General features: G+C 67.7%; 17 protein-coding genes and 1 rRNA gene. 11 read left to right on the top strand and 7 right to left on the bottom strand.

Annotated elements, in window-relative coordinates; all coding sequences use genetic code 11:
• The first annotated feature begins 51 nt into the window (after positions 1-51).
• Genes AC1DRO_RS07225 through fdxA form a run of 4 tightly spaced genes read left to right on the top strand, consistent with a single transcriptional unit; the run spans position 52 to position 3,640 of the window.
• Positions 52-984: a dihydrodipicolinate synthase family protein gene (locus AC1DRO_RS07225; protein ID WP_476950343.1), complete on the top strand. Its 933-nt coding sequence runs from the start codon at positions 52-54 to the stop codon at positions 982-984.
• Entirely contained in the window at positions 984-1,772 is a 789-nt protein-coding gene (locus AC1DRO_RS07220) for an SDR family oxidoreductase (protein ID WP_223915886.1), read from the top strand. Before AC1DRO_RS07225 ends, AC1DRO_RS07220 begins: the two co-directional genes overlap by 1 nt.
• Positions 1,773-1,828: 56 nt before the next feature.
• Entirely contained in the window at positions 1,829-3,304 is a 1,476-nt protein-coding gene (locus tag AC1DRO_RS07215; RefSeq protein ID WP_476950342.1) for an aldehyde dehydrogenase family protein, read from the top strand.
• A gap of 6 nt (positions 3,305-3,310) precedes the next feature.
• A complete protein-coding gene (fdxA, locus tag AC1DRO_RS07210) occupies positions 3,311-3,640 on the top strand; it encodes a ferredoxin (protein WP_476950341.1) in 330 nt (109 codons plus the stop codon).
• 41 nt (positions 3,641-3,681) lie between these two features.
• On the opposite strand, the gene AC1DRO_RS07205 is transcribed toward fdxA, so the two are convergent.
• On the bottom strand, positions 3,682-5,376 hold the full coding sequence (locus AC1DRO_RS07205; RefSeq protein ID WP_476950340.1) for a SulP family inorganic anion transporter: 1,695 nt from the start codon (positions 5,374-5,376) through the stop codon (positions 3,682-3,684).
• A gap of 41 nt (positions 5,377-5,417) precedes the next feature.
• Positions 5,418-5,855: a VOC family protein gene (locus AC1DRO_RS07200; protein ID WP_476950339.1), complete on the bottom strand. Its 438-nt coding sequence runs from the start codon at positions 5,853-5,855 to the stop codon at positions 5,418-5,420.
• A gap of 254 nt (positions 5,856-6,109) precedes the next feature.
• Here AC1DRO_RS07200 and AC1DRO_RS07195 point away from each other — a divergent pair, with 254 nt between their 5' ends.
• Together AC1DRO_RS07195 and AC1DRO_RS07190 are read left to right on the top strand one after the other, a co-directional pair.
• Positions 6,110-7,336 carry a serine hydrolase domain-containing protein gene (locus AC1DRO_RS07195; RefSeq protein ID WP_476950338.1) on the top strand — a complete coding sequence of 409 codons (1,227 nt, stop codon included), beginning with the start codon at positions 6,110-6,112 and terminating at the stop codon, positions 7,334-7,336.
• On the top strand, positions 7,333-8,256 hold the full coding sequence (locus tag AC1DRO_RS07190; protein WP_476950337.1) for an HNH endonuclease: 924 nt from the start codon (positions 7,333-7,335) through the stop codon (positions 8,254-8,256). The genes AC1DRO_RS07195 and AC1DRO_RS07190 overlap by 4 nt, the downstream gene beginning before the upstream one ends.
• Positions 8,257-8,288: 32 nt before the next feature.
• On the opposite strand, the gene AC1DRO_RS07185 is transcribed toward AC1DRO_RS07190, so the two are convergent.
• A complete protein-coding gene (locus tag AC1DRO_RS07185; protein ID WP_476950336.1) occupies positions 8,289-9,818 on the bottom strand; it encodes a phenylacetate--CoA ligase family protein in 1,530 nt (509 codons plus the stop codon).
• 335 nt (positions 9,819-10,153) lie between these two features.
• On the opposite strand from AC1DRO_RS07185, the gene AC1DRO_RS07180 reads away from it, so the two are divergent.
• The 5 genes from AC1DRO_RS07180 (at position 10,154) to AC1DRO_RS07160 (ending at position 18,007) form a co-directional block, all read left to right on the top strand.
• The gene (locus AC1DRO_RS07180; RefSeq protein WP_079553343.1) at positions 10,154-11,590 is read left to right on the top strand and encodes a flotillin family protein; all 1,437 of its coding nucleotides are present in this window, start codon (positions 10,154-10,156) and stop codon (positions 11,588-11,590) included.
• Positions 11,591-11,656: 66 nt separating this feature from the next.
• Positions 11,657-11,896, top strand: coding sequence for a hypothetical protein (locus AC1DRO_RS07175; RefSeq protein ID WP_143264731.1), 240 nt, complete (start codon positions 11,657-11,659; stop codon positions 11,894-11,896).
• 385 nt (positions 11,897-12,281) lie between these two features.
• Complete coding sequence (locus tag AC1DRO_RS07170; protein WP_476950335.1) at positions 12,282-13,454, top strand: glycosyltransferase family 4 protein; 1,173 nt, start codon at positions 12,282-12,284, stop codon at positions 13,452-13,454.
• 148 nt (positions 13,455-13,602) lie between these two features.
• A complete protein-coding gene (locus AC1DRO_RS07165; protein WP_476950334.1) occupies positions 13,603-15,876 on the top strand; it encodes a putative bifunctional diguanylate cyclase/phosphodiesterase in 2,274 nt (757 codons plus the stop codon).
• A 307-nt stretch (positions 15,877-16,183) separates the two neighbouring features.
• Entirely contained in the window at positions 16,184-18,007 is a 1,824-nt protein-coding gene (locus tag AC1DRO_RS07160; RefSeq protein WP_476950333.1) for a putative bifunctional diguanylate cyclase/phosphodiesterase, read from the top strand.
• 140 nt (positions 18,008-18,147) lie between these two features.
• On the opposite strand, the gene AC1DRO_RS07155 is transcribed toward AC1DRO_RS07160, so the two are convergent.
• The 4 genes from AC1DRO_RS07155 to rrf all read right to left on the bottom strand — a co-directional run bounded on the left by AC1DRO_RS07155 (position 18,148) and on the right by rrf (position 21,428).
• The gene (locus tag AC1DRO_RS07155) at positions 18,148-18,438 is read right to left on the bottom strand and encodes an excalibur calcium-binding domain-containing protein (RefSeq protein WP_476950332.1); all 291 of its coding nucleotides are present in this window, start codon (positions 18,436-18,438) and stop codon (positions 18,148-18,150) included.
• 94 nt (positions 18,439-18,532) lie between these two features.
• The gene (locus AC1DRO_RS07150; RefSeq protein ID WP_028277282.1) at positions 18,533-19,393 is read right to left on the bottom strand and encodes an SDR family NAD(P)-dependent oxidoreductase; all 861 of its coding nucleotides are present in this window, start codon (positions 19,391-19,393) and stop codon (positions 18,533-18,535) included.
• A gap of 136 nt (positions 19,394-19,529) precedes the next feature.
• Positions 19,530-21,032 carry a CBM96 family carbohydrate-binding protein gene (locus AC1DRO_RS07145; RefSeq protein WP_476950331.1) on the bottom strand — a complete coding sequence of 501 codons (1,503 nt, stop codon included), beginning with the start codon at positions 21,030-21,032 and terminating at the stop codon, positions 19,530-19,532.
• Between the two features lie 279 nt (positions 21,033-21,311).
• A 5S ribosomal RNA gene (gene rrf / locus AC1DRO_RS07140) occupies positions 21,312-21,428 on the bottom strand.
• Positions 21,429-21,433: the final 5 nt, after the last annotated feature.

Here is a 21,433-nt window from a genome sequence, read left to right as displayed (position 1 = left end):
CCCGAAGATTCAGCCGCTCGAAGAACAACAAGAGCTTAGAAGGAGAAACCAATGCGGGAGTCACTGACACCCGGCGTGTGGGGCGTCGTCGCCACACCGTTCCAGGGCAGCACCCTGGATGTCGACACGGACAGCCTGGCCGGGCTTGTGGGCTACTACGAGTCGATCGGCGCCACGGGACTCACGGTCCTGGGCGTGTTCGGCGAGGCCGCGGCCCTGACGGCGGCCGAGCGCAGCCTGGTCCTGGAAGTGGTCGTGGAGGAAACGCGCCTGCCCCTCGTGGTGGGGGTGACTTCCCTCTTCACCGGCACGGCCGTCGATGAAATCCGTTCCATCCAGGCCGCCACCGGGGACCGGCTGTCGGCCGTCATGGTCCAGGCAAACTCCGCCAACCCCGGTGTGGTCATCGCGCACCTGAACGCCATCCACCAGTCCACCGGCGCCAACGTGGTGCTGCAGGACTACCCGCTGGCCAGCGGCGTCCACATCAGCACCGAGGCGCTCATTGCCGTGGTGCAGGCCTGCGGCTTCGTCACCGCGGTCAAGGCCGAGGCCCCGCCCACGTCCGTGGCGATCGGGCACCTCACCGCAGCCCTCGACGTCTCTGTCTTCGGCGGCCTCGGCGGCCAGGGGCTGCTGGACGAGCTCATGGCAGGCGCCGCGGGGGCGATGACCGGTTTCTCCTACCCGGAAGCGCTCATCGCCTGCGTGCAGGCCTGGCAGAAAGACGGCTACGAGGCCGCCCGCGATGCCCTGCTGCCCTACCTGCCGCTGATCAACTTCGAGCAGCAGGCGAAAATCGCGCTGGCGATCCGCAAGGAATGCCTGCACCAGCGCGGACTCATTGCCGACGCCGGCGTCCGGGCACCGGCCGCGCCGTTCCCGGAGGTTCTCCGGACCGGGCTGCGCACCCACCTGGCCGAGGCCGCCAAGGCCCTCGGCCCGAACCCGGCCGCCGTGCTGACCACGGCGGGGAGGAACTGATGGATTTCGGAATCAGCGGAAAGACCGCCTTTGTGGCCGCCTCGACCGGCGGCCTGGGCCTCGCCATCGCCCGGGCCCTCGCCGCCGAAGGCGTCCGGGTGGCCATCACCGGCCGGCGCGAAGTCCGCGCCAAGGAGATCGTGGCCGAACTGACGGACGCCTACGGACCGGGCGCCGTCGCCATCGAAGCGGACCTCAGCACCGCCGAAGGCGTGGCCGCCGCCGTCGAGCAGACAGTCGCGGAACTCGGGCCCATCGACATCCTGGTCCTCAACGGTCCCGGGCCGAAGCCCGGCGCGGCCGCCACGCTCGGCGCGGACGACATCGCCGCGGCGTTCGAACAACTCGTCAAACCGCATCACGCCCTGGTCTCGCACATCCTGCCGGGCATGCGGGAACGGCGCTGGGGCCGGATCCTGGCCGTCGGGTCGAGCGGCGTCGTGGCACCACTGCCGAACCTGGCCGTGTCCAACACCGGCCGCGCGGCGCTGGCCGGCTACCTCAAGACCCTCGCCGCCGAGGTGGCGCTGGACGCCGTCACGGTCAACATGCTCCTTCCCGGACGCATCGCCACGGACCGGGTCGCGGAACTGGACCAGGCCGCCGCCAAACGGCGCGGCACCACGCCCGAGGAAATCCAGCTCGAATCCCGCAAGACCATCCCCGCCCGGCGCTACGGCGAACCCGAGGAATTCGGCGCCGCCGCGGCGTTTCTCTGCAGCGCGCCGGCCTCCTACATCACCGGCGTGGCACTGCGCTGCGACGGCGGCCTGATCCGCGGGCTCTAGCCACAGGCGCTGAAAACTCAGCACACACCCTGCTCCGACTCTCACGAAGGATCACCATGACTTCCACCGACACAGACACCTCAACCGCAACAGCCCGGGACCTCCTCACCGCCCGGCACCTGATCAACGGCGAATGGCTCGGCGGGGCGGACACCGAGCGGATGAACCCGGCCCGCCCGGGCGAGCTCGCCGCCCTCTCCCCCAGCGGCACCGCAGCCGACGTCGACGCCGCCATCACCGCCGCCGCCGCCGCGCAGCCGGCCTGGGCAGCCATGCCCGCCCCGTCCCGCGGCGCCATCCTGATGGCCGCCGGCAACCTGCTCCTGGAGCGCCAGGCCGCCATCGCCGAGGACCTCGTCCGTGAAGAGGGCAAGACCCTCGCCGAGGCCAAGGGCGAGGTCAAGCGCGCCTCCGACGTGCTGCGTTTCTTCGGTTCCCTCGGCTGGGCCGCCACCGGCGAGGTGCTGCCCAGCGGCCTGCCGGACACCACCATCACCACCCGCCGCGAGGCGCTCGGCGTCGTCGGGCTCATCACGCCGTGGAACTTCCCCATCGCCATCCCGGCCTGGAAGTCCGCGCCGGCGCTGATCAGCGGCAACGCCGTGGTCATCAAGCCGGCCGAGCTCACGCCGCTCTCCGCCACGCACCTGGCCCGCGCCCTGCAGGACGCCGGGCTGCCCGCCGGCGTGTTCAACGTGGTCCACGGCAAGGGCCGCGTGGTGGGCGACGCCCTGGCCCGCGATCCCCGCATCGCCGGGTTGTCCTTCACCGGCTCCACCAACGTCGGGCTCGGGTTGCAGGAGATCCTCAACGCCCGCCGCGCCCGGGTCCAGCTGGAAATGGGCGGCAAGAACGGGGTGCTGGTCCTGGACGACGCCGATCCCCGCAAGGCTGCCCAGGTGGTGGCGGCCGGCGCGTTCGGCCTCACCGGCCAGGCCTGCACCGCCACGTCCCGCGTCTACGTCACGCCCGGCATCCGCGAGGAATTCCTGGCGGCTCTCACCGAGGAAGCCGCGCAGTACACCGCCGGCGACGGCCTCGAAGCCGCAAAGATGGGCGCCGTGGTGAGCAGCCAGCAGTTCGAACAGAACCAGGCCGCGGTACGCACCGCCGTCGAACGCGGCGCCACGCTGCTGCACGGCGAGTACGACGGCGGCACGGACACCGGCTTCCTCTTCCCGGCCGCCATCCTCACGGACCTGCCCTTCGACGACGCCGCCGTGACCGAAGAGATCTTCGGACCCGTCGTGGCCGTCCTCGAGGTCCCGGACTACGAGGCCGGGCTCGCCGCGATCAACGACTCCCGCTACGGCCTGACCGCCGGCATCTGCACCGACTCCCTGGCGTTCTCCACGGACTTCGCCGCCCGCGCCCAGGCCGGGGTCATCAAGGTCAACCGTCCGACGGCGGGCCTGGACCTGAATGTGCCGTTCGGCGGCGTCAAGGACTCCTCCACCAACACGTTCCGCGAACAGGGGAAGTCCGCACTGGACTTCTTCACGTGGGGGAAGACCGTCTACACGGGTGTGTAGCCAGCCATGACGTACGTGATCGCCCAGCCCTGTGTGGACGTCAAAGACAAGGCCTGCATCGACGAATGCCCGGTGGACTGCATCTATGAGGGTGAACGCTCGCTCTACATCCACCCGTCCGAATGCGTGGACTGCGGCGCCTGCGATCCCGTCTGCCCGGTCGAGGCGATCTATTACTCGGACGATGTCCCGGATGAGTGGGCGGATTACGTGCGCGCCAACGTGGAGTTCTTCGAGGAGCTGGGGTCGCCGCAGGGCGCCTCAGCCCTCGGAAACCTGCACCGCGACCATCCTGCGGTGGCGGGTGCGCCTCTAGGCGCACGCGCCGTCGGCTGAGCCCGTGACCGAACTGGCTGATGACCGGGGACAACCGTTCCCTACCCCTCCCTTTTCTCCCGTTGGAACGCCCTCACTGCTTCGCTCACAGTTGGGTAGAAATGTTCGGGAGAGAAGCGCGCGCCCATGCCGTACTGCAACAATCTGTCTTTGACCGGGTCTTTGAGCTCGGCGAACACCAGGTCCACGCCGTGCCGGTCCAGCCATTCGTCAAGCTGCACCAACTCGTCCAGTGCAGTCGTGTCGATTCCCGTCACTGGTTCTGCCGCCAGCACCACGCGTTCTATGCCGTCCCCCGCCTGGTCCAGTTCGTTGCGCACGAAGGACCCCAGCAAGGCGCCGTTGCCGAAGAACAGCGGTGCGTCGAAGCGCAGGATCAACAGGCCGGGGATGCGGTCCCCTTCCGGATGACGGCTCACGTCGTGGTACCCCGGGATCCCGGGCACGTCCACCAGTTCAGCACGGTAGGGGTCCCAGGCCTGCCGCAGGAAGTCCAGAATTGCCAAGCCGATGGCAACGGCGATGCCCGGGAGGACGCCCAGTATGGTCACCCCCAGGAAGGCCGCGAGCATCACCAACGATTCACTGCGGCTCATGCCGATGAGCCGTCGCACACCGGCCGGGTCGGCTATTGCGGCGGCTGCGGCGATGACAATGGCGGCAAGGGTTGTGGCCGGCAGGAACTCGGTGACGCCGGGCGCCACGAGCATGAAGCCGAGCACCAGGACGGCGCCCACGGCCCCCGTGAGCTGGGATTTCGCCCCGGACTCGACTGCCACCGGCGTGCGGGACGTGCTGGCCGACACCGGGAAGCCGCCGAGCAGCCCGGTGGCAGCGTTCGCCGCGCCCAAGGCTGCCATTTCGTGGTTGCCGGATACCCTGCCGCCCTCTGCGGCCGCCAGGGATTGGGCCAGGGTTCCGGTATCAACGAAGACGATGAGGGCGATTGCGGCGGCAGCGGGCAGCAGTGTCAGGACGTCGGCCCAGCCAATTCCGCCCAGGGCCGGTGCAGGGAGCCCCTGCGGGAGGGCACCTGTGACCGTCAAACGCTCTTGGAGTCCCAGCGCTGCCACGGCGAGGCAGGACACAACCACCGCAATGAGCACGCCCGGAACCTTCCATTTCAGCCGGCGGGGAACCCAGATGAGCGCCAGCGAGACCAAGCCGAGCAGCAGTGCCGTCAAATTGGTCTCGCCGGCAAGCACCTTCGGCGCGGCGGCGATGAGTTTTTCCCAGGGTGTACCGCCTTCCACGGAGATCCCCAGGAGGGTGGGAAGTTGGGACACGGCCACCAGCAAGGCGATGCCGTTGAGATAGCCGAGCCGGATGGGCTTCGACAGCAGTCCAGTGACGATTCCCAACCTCAGCACTGAGCCGAGCAGCAAGATGCCGCCAATCAGTATGGCGAGGAGACCGGCCAGGGCCACGGATTTCTGCTCGTTATCCGCGGCCAGGGGAATCAAGGCTGCCACGATCATCGGAGCGAGCGCGGAATCCGGGCCCAGCACCAGCACACGCGATGGCCCGACCGCCGCGTAGACAAGCAGGGGCACTACCGTCGCGTACAGGCCGGTCACCGGTGGAAGGCCGGCGGCCTGGGCGTACGCCATGCCAGCGGGGACCAAGATCGCGAAGAGCGCGGCGCCGGCCACCACGTCGTGGCGCAGCCACTCGATCCTGTAGCCACGCAGGGCCGGCGGGACCGCCCATGATGCAGTCTTTCCGGATCGGCGCATCTTCTGATCCCTTCACGCCCCTGCTCGGGCCGATCCGGGTGTCAGTCTTTTTTCAGTTTCTCGGCGAGCATCACGAGGATTCCGCTGGGACCTCGGAGGTAGGTGAGTTTGTAGACGTCACCGTAGGTCGCCACACCCCGTAGCGGACGGCATCCGTGCTTCGCAGCTACTTCAAGGGCCTTGTCGATGTCGTCGACCGAGAAGGCCACGCGGTGCATTCCGATGTCGTTGGGACGGGTTGGGTTCGACTCGATCGCTTGAGGGTGGATGTATTCGAAGAGCTCAAGTCGGCCATGACCGTCCGGGGTCTGGAGCATCGCAATCTTGGCGTGGTTGCCGTCCAGTCCGACGGCAGTGTCGGTCCACTCGCCGCTGACGGTATCACGGCCGACGACGGTGAGACCGAGGTCGGTGAAAAAGGCGATTGTTGCTTCGAGGTCCCGAACCGCAATACCGACGTTTTCAAGTTTGATGGCCATGCGTTGAAGCTACCAAGACGGACCGAATAGCTCCAGTGCCGGGCCGGGACTATACGGATGGTCGAAGGCTTTGAGCCCGCTGCGCCGGTTGCCCGCGATCTCGGAATGTCGCAGGCAACGTCGAATCCATACCCGTGACTTATGGCTCTGGTCGGCTGATGTCTGCCTGAGGACCATCACAAGCATTAGGACTGTGCCTGGCTGGGGGCATTCTCCTGCCCTGACTGCACTCCCGACCTGCAAGAAGGACCCTCATGCCGATGGTCTGGATCCGCGCAAAATCCCGCCGGCTCACGGCCGCAATCCTCGCCGTCGTGCTTACGGCCGCCCTCGGCGGCTGCGTCCCCGGGCCGAAACCGCCGGCGCCGGTGTCGCCCGATTCCGGCTACCGGGCCGTGCTCGAACAGTTCGGCAGGAGATTGCTCGACGACGGCGCCCCGGCCGTCCTCATCCAGGTCCGCGTGGGCGGGGACGAGTGGTCCGCGGCCTACGGGGTCCGAAACCTGAACAGCCCGTCCCGGGCCGAGATAACGGACCCGGTGCACATCGGCGGGGTCACCAAGTCCATGGTGGCCGTCTGCGTGCTCAAACTGGCCGAGGAGGGCCGGCTGGACCTGGATGCGCCGGTCAGCACCTACCTGCCGGAGTTCAACAAGGTGATGCACCCGCCGGGACCGGTCACCGTCCGCCAGCTGCTGCAGCACCGCTCCGGCATGCCGTCGGTGGACGGGCCGTTGTTCGATCCGGCCACGGTGCGCGAAGCCCTGACCACCAAGGTGAGCCTGGCGGATCTGCTGGCCATGGCGGGGCGGATCTCCTGGCAGGCGAAGCTGGCCCAGGGATTTGAATACTCCAACTCGAATTACATTGCCCTGGCGCTGATCGTCGAGCGCCTCAGCGGCCGGCGGATCGGCGAGGTGATCAGCACCGACATCATCGAGCCGCTGGGCCTGAGTGAGACCTTGATGACGGCGGCCGGGCCGGCGCCGTCGTCCATGGTCCACGGCTACATCGCGCTGGACCGCAAACAACTGGACGTCACCTATCCGGCCGCCCAGATCGACAACGCCGCGGGCGGCATGGTGTCCTCCGTGGCGGACGTGAATACGTTCTACCGGGCGCTGTTGCAGAACAAGCTGCTCAAGCCGGCCACGATCACGCAAATGGAGAGCCCGCTCTACGCCAGGTACGGACTCGGCGTGGTCCGCTGGAACGATTTGTGCACCAACGACTTCTACTACGGCCATCCCGGCGACGTGCCCGGCTACGGCACCATCACCATGACCAGCGCGGACGGAACCCGGCAGCTCACCATGGCCGTGGCCTACCCGCCGGAACCGCTCCCACGCGGGGACACCCACATTCTGCACCAGATGGAGTCCATCGCGGAGGACACCCTCAACGCCACGTGCATGACCGGGCCGACCGGGCCGCTCAACAATGCCGCAGGCAGTCCGGGCACTGCGACAATGGGCAGATGACAGCAATCATCCTCGTCTGGGACCCCGACGAATGGAACGATTGGATCTACCCGGCCGTGCTGGACGAGGTCGCCGAAACCGGCCGGCACCTGGCCAGCTGGGACGTCGGGACGTCTCTCGACAGCGACGCCGGCAACGCCGCCGGCACGGACGCGTGGCTGGTGCTCCAGGGCCGCCACGGACGCGGTCTGATCGGCCACGGCGTTATCGTCTCGGAACGGCAGGCTCTCCGCGCCCAGGCACCGGACTCCGCGAGCGCCGCCCGGGCCGGCGCCCGGGCCGGCGCACCGGCCGGCACGCAGAGCGCATCCCCGCTCTACCTCCAGGTGGACTTCGACGCCCTCCTGCCCGCCGGCGACCAGATCCCGACCGGGGTCCTCGCCGAGGCCGTGCCAGGGATCGACTGGGAAGCCCTTCACGGCCCCGCGCTGGCCGTCGACCCCGCCGTCGAGCCCCTGCTCCGCGGCCTCTGGGGTGAGTTTGGACCGTTGCCGGCTGACCCCACCCAGCCCGTGCCCGGCACCGTCCCCGCGGCGGCGGTCACCCGGGTCGAAGTAAACAAGTACGAACACAGTCCGGACGCCCGGCGGGTCTGCGTCGCCCACCACGGGACCAGCTGCGCCGCGTGCGGATTCTCGTTTGAAATCGCCTACGGCGAGATCGGCAAGGACTTCATCCCGGTCCACCACCTGGTCCCGGCATCACAGCTGGGCAGCGGGTATGAACTTGACCCCATCACAGACCTCGTCCCGCTCTGCGCCAACTGCCACGCCATGGCGCACCACGGGGTACGGACGCCGCGCAGCGTCGCGGAGCTGCGCCGGATCATGGCCGCCGCCGGGTTCCTGACCGGACAGTCCGTGACCCCGGAGCAGCTCCAGGCCCAGCAGGACGCCCGGCGGATCCTGGAACAGCACTAACAGCCCTAACAGCCGCGACAGCAGCAGCCGGCTCAGGCGGACCACACCTCGCGGAACTTGCCGCTGCGGTCCGGCCGGGGCGGCTCATCGCTAAAGCGGACGTCGACGCCGGCGGCGCCCTGGGCCGCGAAGAACGCACCCAGGCGCTCCCCCACCGCCGTCCGCACGGCCGTCGTCGCGGCATCCGGCCAGAGCTCGAGCCGCACGGTGAGCGAGCGCGGCCCGGTGCGGATCGCCTGGAACCGGCGGACGCCGGCGGTCTCCTCGATCACCGTGCCCAGCGCCAACGGCAACACGGTGACCACTTTGCCGGCCGGCACTGCCCCGTCCGACCCTGTCCTGTCCGACCCTGTCCCGTCCGATCCTGTCCCTTCCAACCTTGTCCCTTCCGACCTTGCCCCGTCGGCGGCAGCGAAGCTCAGCACGCCGCCGCTGCGGCCCTCGACCCGCAGCGTGGGAAACGGGCTGCCACAGGCGCACGGGCCGGCAGCCAGCTGCACCCGGTCGCCCAGGTTGTACCGGATGAGCGGCTGGACCCGGTTGGCCAGGTTGGTGACCAGCACCGTGTGGGAGAGTTCGCCGGGCGGGACGGGCCGGAAGGCGTCGTCCACCGGCTCCACGATGTTCCAGTCCGCATTGACGTGCAGCAGCCCCTGCCGGCAACGGCTGGTCAGGGCGAGCGCCTCGGAGGCAAGGTATCGTTCAGTAACCCGGCAGCCGAGGGCCGCCTCGATCTCGGCCGCGGCGTGGGCTGCCAGGCTCTCCCCGGACGCGACCGCCAGGAGCGGATGAATCCGTAGACGTCCCGCCCTCTGTTCGGCGGCCAGTTGCACCATGGCGCTCGGATACCCGTAAAGCACTGTCGGCTGGAAGTCGTTGAGGTCCGCCACGAGGTCCGGGAACGGCCGGAGCACGGAGAATACGCGCACCCGGCGGGCGATGCGGGGGCTGTGCCGCCGCGCGGATTCGGTCAGCACGATGCCGGCAAAGTGGTCTCCGTCCGCGATCAGCGCCGCGGCCCGCAGCCCCCGGTGCAGGAAAGCCCGCGCCTCCTTGGCCGCCATCAGGGTCCGCCGTTCGCGGATCGGGCCCAGGAAACTGGCCACCAGCTGCGAGGTCCGGTCATGGACCAGGACCGCGGGTTCACCGGTGGACCCCGACGTCGTCACCACGAGGTACTGTCCGCGGTAGAGGCCGCCGATCCGCGACGGGTCATCGAGCAGGTCGTGCTTCAGCCCAGCGAGCGTGACGTGGGGATCGGTCACCCAGTCATCGAAGTTCTCCATGAGCTCGCGCTTGCCCACCGGAGGCAGCTCCCCTAAATACCTGCCCAGGTCCTGGGCCCGGTCCTTGGCCCGGTCCGTGGCTGAGTCCGGGACCGTGTCCGGGACGTCCCGGTACAGCCTGCGGTAGAAGGGCGAGGAGGACCGTGCGCACTCAACCAGCGCGGCGAGCCGGTCGCGCTGCCGGCGGTCGATCTTATCCTGGCTTGCCCGACCGGCCCGCCAGATGTCCCACGCGATCCCGGCCGTCCGTGTCGTCCCGGGGGGAGAGCCGAGCATCACCCATCACCCCTTTCACGGGCAGGCACTCATGGCCTCCGCCGTTCCCCGCTCACTCAGGCACGCGCGCTCGTCCGCCCTTCAACGCCCGCACCCTCTTCCACGCTGGCACGGCGGCGGAGGCTCCCAACAGGGGCTTTAGGCACCGGCGGGACTTGGGCGTATGCCCGGACATTGTCGAATTGCTGGACTCCCGGCCGGAAGCACCACAGACTGTGTACAACAGCTGGCTGGGCGGCGTGGGAATTCCTGCCTCCAGGCCGGCCGGGGACTACCAGCAGCATCGTTTGGGGCTTTGCTTAATATCTTTTCCACCGCCGTGAAAGGACCTGGTTATGCCGGACTTGTCATTTTTGTATCCGCTCATTTCGATCATCCTGGGGGCGGTCGCCGTCGTCGGCGTCATCTGGGTGGCAACAAAACTGATGTGGAAGGTGGCGGAACCGAACGAGGCCCTCATCATCTCCGGGCTGACGCGCGGCACGCTGGAAACCCGTGAAGGGATGGACTTCAAGATCGTCACGGGCAAGGGGGCCCTGGTGCTGCCGGGCCTGCAGACGGTGCGGCCGCTGTCCCTGACGCTGAACGAAACCGAACTCAAGGTCTCCTGCGTCACCTCCCAGGGCATCCAGGTGATTGTCGACGGCGTGGTCATCTACAAGATCGGCGACGCCCCGCCGTTCATTGCCAACGCCGCGCGGCGCTTCCTGGGCCAGCAGCCCAAGATGGAAAGCCAGGTATACAACGTCTTTGAAGGCCACCTGCGCTCGATCATCGGCAGCATGACGGTCGAGGAAATCATCCGCGAGCGCGACAAGCTGGCCTCCCAGGTCCGCAGCGCCAGCGGCGTCGAAATGGAGAAGCTGGGTCTCGTCGTCGATTCGCTGCAGATCAAGGACCTCCAGGACCCCACGGGCTACATCCAGAACATCGCCAAGCCGCACATCGCCATGGTCAAGATGGAGGCCCGCATCGCAGAGGCCACCCGGAACCGCGAGGCGGCGGAAAAGGAAGCGGAGGCCGAGGCCTTGATTGCCGACGCCCGGAGCCTGTCCGCGATCCGGCAGTCCGAGGCGCAGGCCAACGCCGAGCGCGCCAAGGCGAACGCGGCCCAGGCCGGGCCGCTGGCCGACGCGACGGCCCGCCAGCAGGTGGTGGTCCAGGAAACCGAGGTGGCCAAGCTCGAGGCCGACCGGGAGGAACAGAAACTGCAGACCACCGTCCGCAAGCCCGCCGACGCGAGGGCGTACGCCAAGCGCACCGACGCGGAAGGCCAGAAATCGGCGGACATCAGCGCGGCCGAGGCGCTGGCCCGGCGCACCGAGCTCGAGGCCCAGGCCAACGCCCGGCGGACCGAGGTGCAGGCGCAGGCGAACGCGACGGCGGCAGCAGCAGCGGCTGGGGCCACCAAGGTCACCGGCGAGGCCGAGGCCGCCGCCACGAAGGCCCGCGGCGATGCCGCCGCCTCCGCCATCAAGGCCAAGGCACTGGCCGAGGCAGAAGGCATCAAGGCCCGCGCCGAAGCACTGGGCACCAACCAGGACGCCGTCATCTCCCAGCAGCTCGCCGAGAACATGCCGGCGATCGTGGCGGCGGCCGCCGAACCCTTTGCACACGTCGGCCAGATGACCGTCCTCAACGGCGGCGAAGGGGTCAACCGGATGATCGGGGGTATTTTGGCACAGGTGGGCGACTACCTCCCGGCGCTCTCCACGGCCCTCAAAAACACCCGGGATGGCGGGAAACGGCCTGCGAAGGCGCCTGAGGCGTAGGGGCGGGAATGCGCGCGGGGAACCGGAGGATCTGATGTACTGGGATTCTGATGTGCTGGGGTTCTGATGCATAAGGATGTTGACCGGAGCCTGACCGGAAAGATCGGCCGCGTCACCGGACGGATCGGTCCGGGCACCATCGGCGAGGTCATGCTGCCGGTCCGCGGCGGAACCAGTGCGTTCCACGCGCACCCCTTCGACAAGACCAGCGTTTTCGCCGTGGGCGAGCAGGTACTGGTCATCTATTTTGAGCCGCCGCAGACGGTGTTTGTGGACGAACTTCCGGATGTCCTCAAGGCCGATTGACCCTCTGGACGGTAGGAGGCGACGGGCGTATTCTGAAGTTCCGTAGCCTCTGGAGGTATTTCTGATGGAAGGCAACAAGCGTGCGCGTTGCGGTCCGGTTTCCGGCATCCGTGCCCGCTTCCCGGTCGGCAACTGGCCCGACCCGCTGTAGCTCGACTTTCGTCATGCCATCCGGCACCTCTGCTTCGTGGGGTTTGCGCCGTGGACGCATGGCCGCGCTGAACTGCGCCCACGTAAGGGTGCCCGACTAGTTCCCGGCAACCGCCCGCCTTTCTGCGCGCCCTGTGGCGTTCCCTCCTGAGTTCGCCCGCCTGTTAACCCACTCTTCCCCTCCCGGCCACGCCTGCTCCCCCGCGCCGCAAACCGCCGCCCGCACCGTGGAGGGGTGAGGATCGCAATCGTCGCCGAATCATTCCTGCCGCTCATGAACGGGGTCACCCACTCCATCCTGCGCGTGCTGGAGCATCTGCAGGAGCGCGGGGACGAGGTGCTGGTGATCGCGCCGTCCACGCAGGATACGGATGCATCGGACGAGGTCTATGGCGCCCGCGTCCTCCGGCTCCCCTCGCTCCCGCTGGCCGGCTACGCGAATCTGCGGGTGGCGATGGGCGGTGTGTATCGGGTCAAGCGAATCCTTGCCGACTACGCGCCCGACGTCGTGCACCTCGCGTCCCCGTTCGTGCTCGGCTGGCGGGCAGCGCAGGCCGCCCACCAGCTCGGCATCCCCACGGTCGCCATTTACCAGACCGAGGTGCCCGGCTATGCGGGCCGCTACGGCGTCCACTTCCTGGAGAACTGGGCTTGGAACCGGGTGGACCAGATCCACCTGCTGGTCTCGCGCACCCTGGTTCCTTCCACTTTCGCGCTCAACCAGCTCCGCGGCCGCGGCATTCCGCGCGTGGACATGTGGCGGCGCGGCGTGGACACCCAGCGGTTCAACCCAGCGAAGCGCGACGCCGGCTGGCGGGCTTCCGTGGCGCCCGGCGGCGAGCGCATCATCGGCTACGTGGGCCGGCTGGCGGCCGAGAAGCAGGTGGAGGATTTGGCGGTGCTGGCGGATGTTCCCGGGACCCGGCTGGTGATCATTGGCGACGGGCCCCAGCGGCCCGCCCTGGAAGCTGCCCTGCCGCAGGCGGTCTTCACCGGTTTCCTCGGCGGCGACCACCTCGCCCGGGCAGTGGCCTCGTTCGATCTCTTCGTCCATCCCGGCGAGTTCGAGACCTTTTGCCAGACCATCCAGGAGGCGATGGCGTCCAGGGTGCCGGTGGTGGCCACGGGCCGCGGCGGCCCGCTGGACCTCGTGGAGAACTCCCGGACCGGCTGGCTGTACGAGCCCGGCGACCTGGCCGGGTTCCGCGCCCGGGTAATGGACCTGATGGGCGACGACGCCAAGCGCCGCGCGTTCGCCGCGGCCGCGCACGCCTCGGTCCAGGGCCGGACGTGGTCCGTGCTCGGCGCCGAACTCGTGGGCCACTACAAGGCCGCGATTCGAGAGTCCCAGGTGGGCCGCTCCCCCCGCGTTGCCCTATCACTTAGGGCTGCCAAACCGGGGTTTTAAGCACCCTAGGTGATAGCGCAACTGGGCGGTTGGTCCTGCGCCACGGGCACGGATCCGGCCCCGCCCACGTGTTGACACCCTCTTGACACCCAAGGGAGGCTTCCGACGCCTATGATTTCCCGATGGGAGGGTTCTAAATGTCTCGTTGGTGGTCTCAGGTTCGCACGGCGGTAGCCGGGTGACGGCGTCGTCGTACCCGGAGGAAGCCCCCGGCCCAGTCCCCAAGACAGTCCCCAAGACAGTATCCGCCGCGGTCCCGGGCTACGGGGACCTGGTGGAGTCCAGCCCCGATGCCCTGCTGGTGGTGGCCGAGGACGGGACCATCAGGATGGTCAACACCGCCGCGGAGCGCATGTTCGGGTACGCCCGCGGGGAACTCGTGGGCTCGGACCACCGCATGCTCCTGGCCGAGGGGTTCCGGAACGGCCTTGAGCGGCTGTTCTTCAACCTCCGCCGCGGCGCCCACACCGACGGCGACGCCGCTGCCGCCGGAACTGACACTGACACTGCGCCCGTGGAGGCCTACGGGGTGCGGCGGGACGGTACGGAGTTCCAGGCCGAGGTGGCCGGATCTATTTTCTTCACCGGTACAGGCGCCCGGGACGGGACTGGTAATGGTTCCGCGAGCATGATCGCCGCGGTCCGGGACACCTCGCACCGGCCGGAGAACGATGACAGCCTCCGCGAGGCCATGTCGCTGCTGAGCGCGACGCTCGAATCCACCGCAGACGGCATCCTGGTGGTCAGCAGCGACGGCGAGATCGCCGGCGTCAACAATCAGTTCGTCACCATGTGGGGCATTCCCCGGGAGATGCTGGCCACCGGGGAGGACGAGGCGGTCATGGCCTTCGTCCTGGACCAGTTGCGGGATCCGGCCCAGTTCGTCGAGAAGGTCGAGGCCCTCTACGCCGATCCCGCGGCGGAAAGCCACGACATCCTGGAATTCCGCGACGGCCGGACCTTTGAACGCTATTCCCGCCCGCAGAAAGTCGCGGACCAGGTGGTCGGACGGGTCTGGAGCTTCCGGGATGTTACCGCGGCCAAGGTTGCCCAGGACCGGATCACCCGGGCCATGGCCGACCTCGCCGCACAGTCCGCACAGCTGAAGGCGCTGGCCTTCCGGGACGGATTGACCGGGCTGTCCAACCGCCAGCTGTTCAACGACCGCCTCGCCAGCGCCCTGGCGGACCAGCACGGCGGCGCCGTCGACGTCCTGCTCCTGGACCTGGACGACTTCAAGGAAGTCAACGACATCCTCGGCCACCACGCCGGGGACCAGATGCTCATTGAGGTCGGCCGGCGCCTGCGCGCGTGCGTGCGCCCGAGTGACATCGTGGCCCGGCTGGGCGGCGACGAGTTCGTGGTCCTCCTGCTCGACTCGCTGGAGCCCGAGGCGGTCGCCGCCCGGATCGTCGACTCGCTGCGCGTCCCCGTGTGGATCGACGGCACCATGCTGCGGCCCAGCCTCAGCCTGGGGCTCGCCTCGATCGGCGAGTCCAAAGTGGACGCCTCCGAGCTCCTGCGCCGTGCCGACGTCGCAATGTACGCCGCGAAGACCGCCGGGAAGAACCGGTACATGCGCTTCAAGCCGGAGATGATGAAGGCCCTCGTGGACCGCAATGACCTCGAGGCCGGCCTGCGGCGCGCCGTGGACAGCGGACAGATCGCCGTCCACTACCAGCCGATCGTCTCCGCCGGCAGCGGGACCGTCACTAAGGTCGAGGCCCTGGCCCGCTGGGTGCGCGACGGCGCGCTCGTTCCGCCCAAGCATTTCATTCCGGCGGCGGAACGCAGCGGACTCATTGTCGAGATCGGCACCGAGGTGCTGCTGCGCGGCTGCACGGAACTCAAGCCCTGGCTGGACGAGGACTCCACCCGGTCCCTGGCCGTGAACGTCTCCGGCGTCCAGCTGCAGCACGGGGACTTCGCCGAGCTGGTGATGGCCGTGACGGAATCCTGTGGCGTGGACCCGCGCCAGCTGATCCTGGAGGTCACGGAGAGCGTCTTCTTCGAGGACGACTGCCACGTCATCCAGCAGCTCATGACCCTGCGCGCGGCCGGCGCCCGCGTGGCGCTGGACGACTTCGGCACCGGCTTCTCCTCCCTGGGACGCCTGCAGGGCCTGCCCGTGGACACGCTGAAGATCGACCAGTCGTTTGTGTCCATGATCAACACCGGCACCGAGCAGCTCCCCATCCTCAACGCCATGATCGGGATGGCCCACGGACTGGGGCTGACCGTCACCGCGGAGGGCGTGGAAACGGCCGCCCAGGCCCGCTACCTGATGAGTCTGCACTGCGATTCCCTGCAGGGTTTCCTGTTTTCGGGCCCCCAGCCGGAGGCCACACTCCAGCCCGCGCTGGACCGGGCGGCCCTGGCCATCGCCGCGCTGCGGGGCGATCGGGTACCCGGCAACCGGTGACCCGCAAAGTTCCGTGCCCAATGTGCTGGACACGGGACCGAAGGACCCTATGATTCAGTGAAACGCATTGCTCCGGGCACCTCGGCCGGGAACATCATCGCTCAATGAACTTCCGTCGCTTGGGGGCCGGTATCGTCGTGGGAACTGGATTTGGTGAAGACCTGCTGGAGCAGGGTCCTGATGCGTTTCTGCTGCTGACCGCGGACGGGACCATCGCCTTCGTGAATTCGGCCGCGGAACGGCGGTGCGCCTGCTCTCCGCAAGGTGCCCGCTATCCGTACTCATCGCCGGGGGGCTGTTAGACATCGTGGAAGCTGGTTTCGCACAACAACTGCTGGAGTACAGCCCGGACGCACTTTTGCTGGTCGCCCAGGACGGAGCCATTTCCTTCCTCAATGCGGCCGCGGAACGGCTCTTCGGCTACCCCCGGGCGCAGCTGCTCGGCGCGGACCACAGCATGCTCCTGGCCGAGGCCTCGCGGGAGGAATTCCACGGCGTCCTGGCCGGGCTGGCCAAGGCCGCAAGCCCTGGTTCGCCGTCCGCCGGCTCCCCGTCCCCCGGCTCCCCGTTCGCCGGCTCGGGCCGCCGCGCCGACGGCACCGAACTCTCCGTTGAGATCACGTGCTCGCTGGTCCCCGCCCTGGCCGGAGGAGCCGACGCCGGAACGTCCGTGGCCCTCTCCATCCGCGGCGCCGCAGGGCGGAACCCGGGCGCCGGGCGCACCCTCAGCGGCGACTTTGCCCGCCGTCGTACTTCTGGTGCAGCGGGAGCTTCTCTTTCCGGAGGTCCAGCGGCGGCCGCTCCTGCGGCGTTTGCCGAGCACGACGACGAACTCAAGGCGGGCTCGCTCCGCGACCCCTTGACGGCGCTGCCCAACGGCCCCCTCTTCAATGAGCGGCTCGCCGCGGCCCTGCGCCGCCCGGATCCGGTGGACATCCTGCTGCTGAATCTCGATGACTTCAAGCACCTCAATGACGTGCTGGGACGCTCCGCGGCCGATGAACTGCTGGTGGAGGTGGCATCCAGGCTGCGCAACTGCGTCCGCCCGCATGACACGGTGGCCCGGCTCGGCGGCGACGAGTTCGCGGTGCTGCTCACCGAATGCCTGAACGCGGACGCGGTGGCCAAACGGATCGCCGAGTCCCTCTACGCCCCCCTGCGCGTGGGCGGCTCCATGGTCCGGCCCGGCGTCAGCATGGGACTGGCGTCGAAGTCGGGGCAGATGCTGGACGGCGCGGAACTGCTGCGGCAGGCCGACGCCGCCATGACCGCCGCGAAGGCTGCCGGGAAGAACAACTGGATGCGGTTCAGGCCGGAGATGCTGAACACCGCGGCCCACAAGGCCGACGGCGATTCCGGGCTGCGGCGCGCCGTCGAACTGGGCCAGATCTCGGTGCACTACCAGCCCGTGGTCTCTCCCGGCATCGGTTCGGTGGTGCAGTTCGAGGCGTTCGCGCGGTGGGAACGGCACGGGCGGCTGGTGCCGCCAAACCAGTTCCTGCCCGTCGCGGAGCAGAGCGGCCTGATCCGCGAGATCGGCGACGAGGTCCTGCGCCGCGCCTGCGCCGAGATCCGGCCCTGGCTGGCCGGCGATCCTGCCTACAGCGTCGCCGTGAACGTCTCGGGCCTGCAGTTCCAGCACCGGGACTTCGCCGCGGACGTGCTCGCGATTGCCGCGTCCACGGGCGTTGACCCGCGCCAGCTCACGCTTGAGCTGACGGAGAGCGTGTTCTTCGACGCCTCCTCGGACGTGCTGGGCCAGCTGCGGCAGCTGCGCGGCGCCGGTGTCCGGATTGCCATGGACGACTGCGGCACCGGGTATTCCACGCTCGGCCGGCTCCAGGAACTGCCCCTGGACAAGGTCAAGATCGACCGCTCCTTCGTGGCCATGATCAAGACCGGCCAGGAACAGCTCCCGTTCTTCGCCACCATGATCAGCGCAGCGCATGCCCTCGGCCTGAAAGTCACGGCGGAAGGCATCGAGACGCCCGCGCAGGCCAAATACCTGATGGACCGCGGCTGCGACTCCCTGCAGGGCTACCTGTTCGCCAAGCCGGCCCCCGCCAGCCACCTGGCCGGGACCATGGAGAGTGCCCTGAACGCCCTGGACAAGGTCGACGCCGCGCAGTAGGTGGGAGCCCGGCGGCGCCGGGCAGCAGCCGTCCCCCTCCTGCCCCAAGCGCCGTGGCCGGTCAAAAGCCGTCGCCGTTTCAAGTAGCCGGTTAAAGCAGTCGGGATCCCCGCCGTTGGCGAGGATCCCGACTGGTCCGATCAGCGCTTTTCGCAGGCGATGCCGTCGTTGTCACGGTCGAGATCGTACTGGCGGAAACCGCCGTCGTTGAGGTTGTACAGGGTGTTGTCGACGCGGAACGTGGTGACCGGCTTTCCGCTGGTCTTGTCCCGGGCGCCCTTCTTGCCGACGCCGTGCGGGTACACCTTGTTCAGCTCCGTGCAGTTCTTGTACGACTTCGGCGCCGGCGCGGCGGATGCCGGCACGGCCGTGGCGCTCAGGACGACGGCGGTACCCGCCAGGGACGCGATAAGCAATTTCTTCAGGCGCACGTTTAAGAGCACTCCCCCAGGTAGAAGCCCTCAGCCGCGGATCGGCAAGGGGCAGGAAAATGCTAACCCACGAATTCGCTGTTTCCGGTCAGGCTCAAGCGCCGTGATCCGAACCCTGGTCCAGCTTGTCGAGGTCCTGGGCCACCATCGCCTCGCTGCGCTGCCACAGCGCCTTCGCCAGGCCCGCATCGTAGGCCTGCTTGTTGGCCTTCGAGAGCGTCCGTTTGGCGTAGTAGGCGCCGGAGATCCAGTCGTGGCCCGGGGTGGCGTTGGCGAGCCACACAAGGGTGTCCGCGCCCTGGTCAGGGGTCAGCATGAAGCGCTTGAGGAAGGACTTGTAGGCCAGGCGCATGGGGCTTGTGGAGTCGGCCGCAAAGTTGGTGGCCACGCCGCCGGGGTGGAACGCCGCCGTCGAGATCCCCTCGGTGTTGTAGCGGTTGTGCAGTTCGGCGGTGAAGAGGATGTTGGCGAGTTTGGCGTTGCCGTAGGCGCGGTTGGTGGAGTAGCTCTTGGCCGCGTCGAGGTCGTCGATGTCGAACTTGGCGAAGAGCGAATTCGCGACGCTTGAGGTGTTGATGACGGTGGCCTGGCTGGCGGTCAGCACCTCGATCAGCTCGGTGGTGAGCAGGAACGGAGCCAGATGGTTGACCTGGAAGGTTCTCTCGTGGCCGTCCACGGTGAGCTCACGGGGCCCCATGATGCCGCCGGCGTTGTTCGCCAGGACGTCGATCCGCGGGTACTTTTCCTTCAGCTGCGCGGCCAGGGTCCGCACCTGGGCAAGGTCGGCGAAGTCGCTGACAAAGAAATCAGCGCCGATTTCGTTCGCAATCGCCTCGGTCTTTTGCGCGGAACGCCCGACGACGACCACACGTTCCCCCTGCCGGGCGAAGGTCCGCGCGGCGGACGCGCCGATGCCGTCGCTGGCTCCGGTGATGACGATAGTGCGCTCGGGCATTGAGGTGTCCTTAGAACGAAGCGGTGGGCTGGTCTTTGGGAATCCAGCCCCGTCGAATTCTAACGAGTGCAACTGGGAGTTCGTTCCACCGGCGCCGGGAGCTTTCCGAGACTCTGCTGGGAATCACCCGCAGCGCCTAGATGCGCAGCGGCGACCGGAAACTCAGGGCCGTGCCGGCGTTCTGCAACTTCAGGCCGATGGCCAGCATTTCTTCGGTGGTCCGGAGCAGGGAGTAGTGGCTGTAGTTGCCCTGGATAACGGTGCCCGGGACCACGGATGGTGCCACCACGAAGTTGGGTACCGGAGTATCTTCGTCAAAAAGCACGAATATCGCCGTGCGTCCCGCCCGGTAGCTTTGGCTGTTTAGGATGACCGGCAGCCATTGCGAGAGCCAGGTGTCGCCCGTTGCGACGCTGCAGTCATGCATGTCATTGCAAACATTCGGCACCACCACGGAGAAATTCGGCAGAGTGTTGTTGGCGAGGTCGCCCGCCAGCTGCCCGGCGCTCACGGTGCCCAGGGGCACATTGTTGACCGCGCATGCCGCCCTGTCCCCCGTCCCTTGGTAGTAGATTTCGGGGTTGTGCCGCTCGGCATACAGCCCGGACGCGCTCAGCCGGCAATTCGACGGCATGTCCTCCATATAGCTCTTGTAGGACTGGCCGGACGTACGCACCTGCCGGAAGATGTTGTCGGCCGTAATGGGCGGCAGGCCGCTCGGGCTCGAATCGGAAGTGACGCCCTGCGTGCTGCCCGAGGTCATGGCCAGATAGCTCGGCAATGAGGGCAATCCCGTGCCGGCGTCGCTCCAGGTGGTCACCGAGGCGCACTGGGTCGCCTTTGTGCTCATGTACGGCGCGCTGGCGTTCCCGATGACCTGTGAATAGGTCTTGTTCTCAAAGAGCACCCACATGACGTGGTCGTATTTCGCCGGAGGGGCGGTCGCAGTGCCGCAGGGGTTGTCGCCGGGGGGCGGAGGCGGTGGCGGCGGCGGCGGAGGAGGTGGCGGCGGCGTCGCGTTTGTGGTGACGGTCAATCGAGGCCGTTGCGTGGTGACGGAAGTTTCCTTGGAACTGTAAATGACGCCGTCGGAGGATGTGTTGCTGATGCGGAACGAATACGTCCCGTCACCCTTAATCGCGCTGAAGAGATCGAACTCCACATAGGTGTTGTCCGCAACAGCGCCGCGCGACGCCACAATCGGCGTTTCCGCAACGGGCGCGTTGTTGAAGGTGATCGTGTTCTCACTCCAGGAGTTGTTGAGGACCCGTTGGACTTGGCCGCCTGAGTTGGATGGATCCGTAGCGAACAGCCGGAGCTTGGCGCCGGTCACGGTGCTGCCGGCAGTGCCGGTAACCGTGAGTTTGAGGAAGATCATTTCGACCGGCGAATTATCAGCCTTGAGGCCAGTTGCCGTGCGGAAGTTGATGGTGGGACTGTCACGTTTTACGACGGCGTCAGCCGTGGTAGAAAAGGTCAGCGTGGCGGCTTCTGCGGGGCCGGCAATAAGGGAAATTGTGGCAGCCACCAGGAAGACAACTGACGCCAGGGAAATCCCTCGGCGCCCCGCAAAGGAACGGGTCAAACGATGCCTCTTAGTTGCGTTCTTGCCCGAGGCGAAAACAGGATCTACGCGCATCGCGGGACTCCTATAAGGTCCGGTCGACGCACCCTGCGCCTTAGTGGTCCGTAGGAATCCAAACCCTAGCCGGTGAATTCCGGTCTCTCAATGCCGATGGCCAAAATAGCTGGCCGTTTAAAGGTATTCCCAAGGTTCCACCGGTTAACGGAATTCCCAAGGTTTTTCCATGGTTCTTAGGCATATGCCAGAACTGCCCGCCTGAGTCATCCGGGGCTTTTTGGTTTAAATGCGGGAGGACCCCCACCTGTTGGTGGGGGTCCTCGACCGTTAATGGTGTTCCGGCGGTGACCTACTCTCCCACACCCTCCCGGGTGCAGTACCATCGGCGCTGTGGGTCTTAGCTTCCGGGTTCGGGATGGGACCGGGCGTTTCCCCCACGCTATGACCGCCGTAACCCC

It is taken from the genome of Arthrobacter sp. P4_F11 (assembly GCF_056401395.1).
This window is presented reverse-complemented; position numbering and strand designations above follow the sequence as displayed.

What these genes read in the sequence shown, in the direction of transcription:
- AC1DRO_RS07225 (WP_476950343.1), top strand. Translation starts at nt 52, where the DNA reads ATGCGGGAGTCACTGACACCCGGCGTGTGGGGCGTCGTCGCCACACCG.
- AC1DRO_RS07220 (WP_223915886.1), top strand. Translation starts at nt 984, where the DNA reads ATGGATTTCGGAATCAGCGGAAAGACCGCCTTTGTGGCCGCCTCGACC.
- AC1DRO_RS07215 (WP_476950342.1), top strand. Translation starts at nt 1,829, where the DNA reads ATGACTTCCACCGACACAGACACCTCAACCGCAACAGCCCGGGACCTC.
- fdxA (WP_476950341.1), top strand. Translation starts at nt 3,311, where the DNA reads ATGACGTACGTGATCGCCCAGCCCTGTGTGGACGTCAAAGACAAGGCC.
- AC1DRO_RS07205 (WP_476950340.1), bottom strand. Translation starts at nt 5,376, where the DNA reads ATGCGCCGATCCGGAAAGACTGCATCATGGGCGGTCCCGCCGGCCCTG.
- AC1DRO_RS07200 (WP_476950339.1), bottom strand. Translation starts at nt 5,855, where the DNA reads ATGGCCATCAAACTTGAAAACGTCGGTATTGCGGTTCGGGACCTCGAA.
- AC1DRO_RS07195 (WP_476950338.1), top strand. Translation starts at nt 6,110, where the DNA reads ATGCCGATGGTCTGGATCCGCGCAAAATCCCGCCGGCTCACGGCCGCA.
- AC1DRO_RS07190 (WP_476950337.1), top strand. Translation starts at nt 7,333, where the DNA reads ATGACAGCAATCATCCTCGTCTGGGACCCCGACGAATGGAACGATTGG.
- AC1DRO_RS07185 (WP_476950336.1), bottom strand. Translation starts at nt 9,818, where the DNA reads ATGCTCGGCTCTCCCCCCGGGACGACACGGACGGCCGGGATCGCGTGG.
- AC1DRO_RS07180 (WP_079553343.1), top strand. Translation starts at nt 10,154, where the DNA reads ATGCCGGACTTGTCATTTTTGTATCCGCTCATTTCGATCATCCTGGGG.
- AC1DRO_RS07175 (WP_143264731.1), top strand. Translation starts at nt 11,657, where the DNA reads ATGCATAAGGATGTTGACCGGAGCCTGACCGGAAAGATCGGCCGCGTC.
- AC1DRO_RS07150 (WP_028277282.1), bottom strand. Translation starts at nt 19,393, where the DNA reads ATGCCCGAGCGCACTATCGTCATCACCGGAGCCAGCGACGGCATCGGC.
- AC1DRO_RS07145 (WP_476950331.1), bottom strand. Translation starts at nt 21,032, where the DNA reads ATGCGCGTAGATCCTGTTTTCGCCTCGGGCAAGAACGCAACTAAGAGG.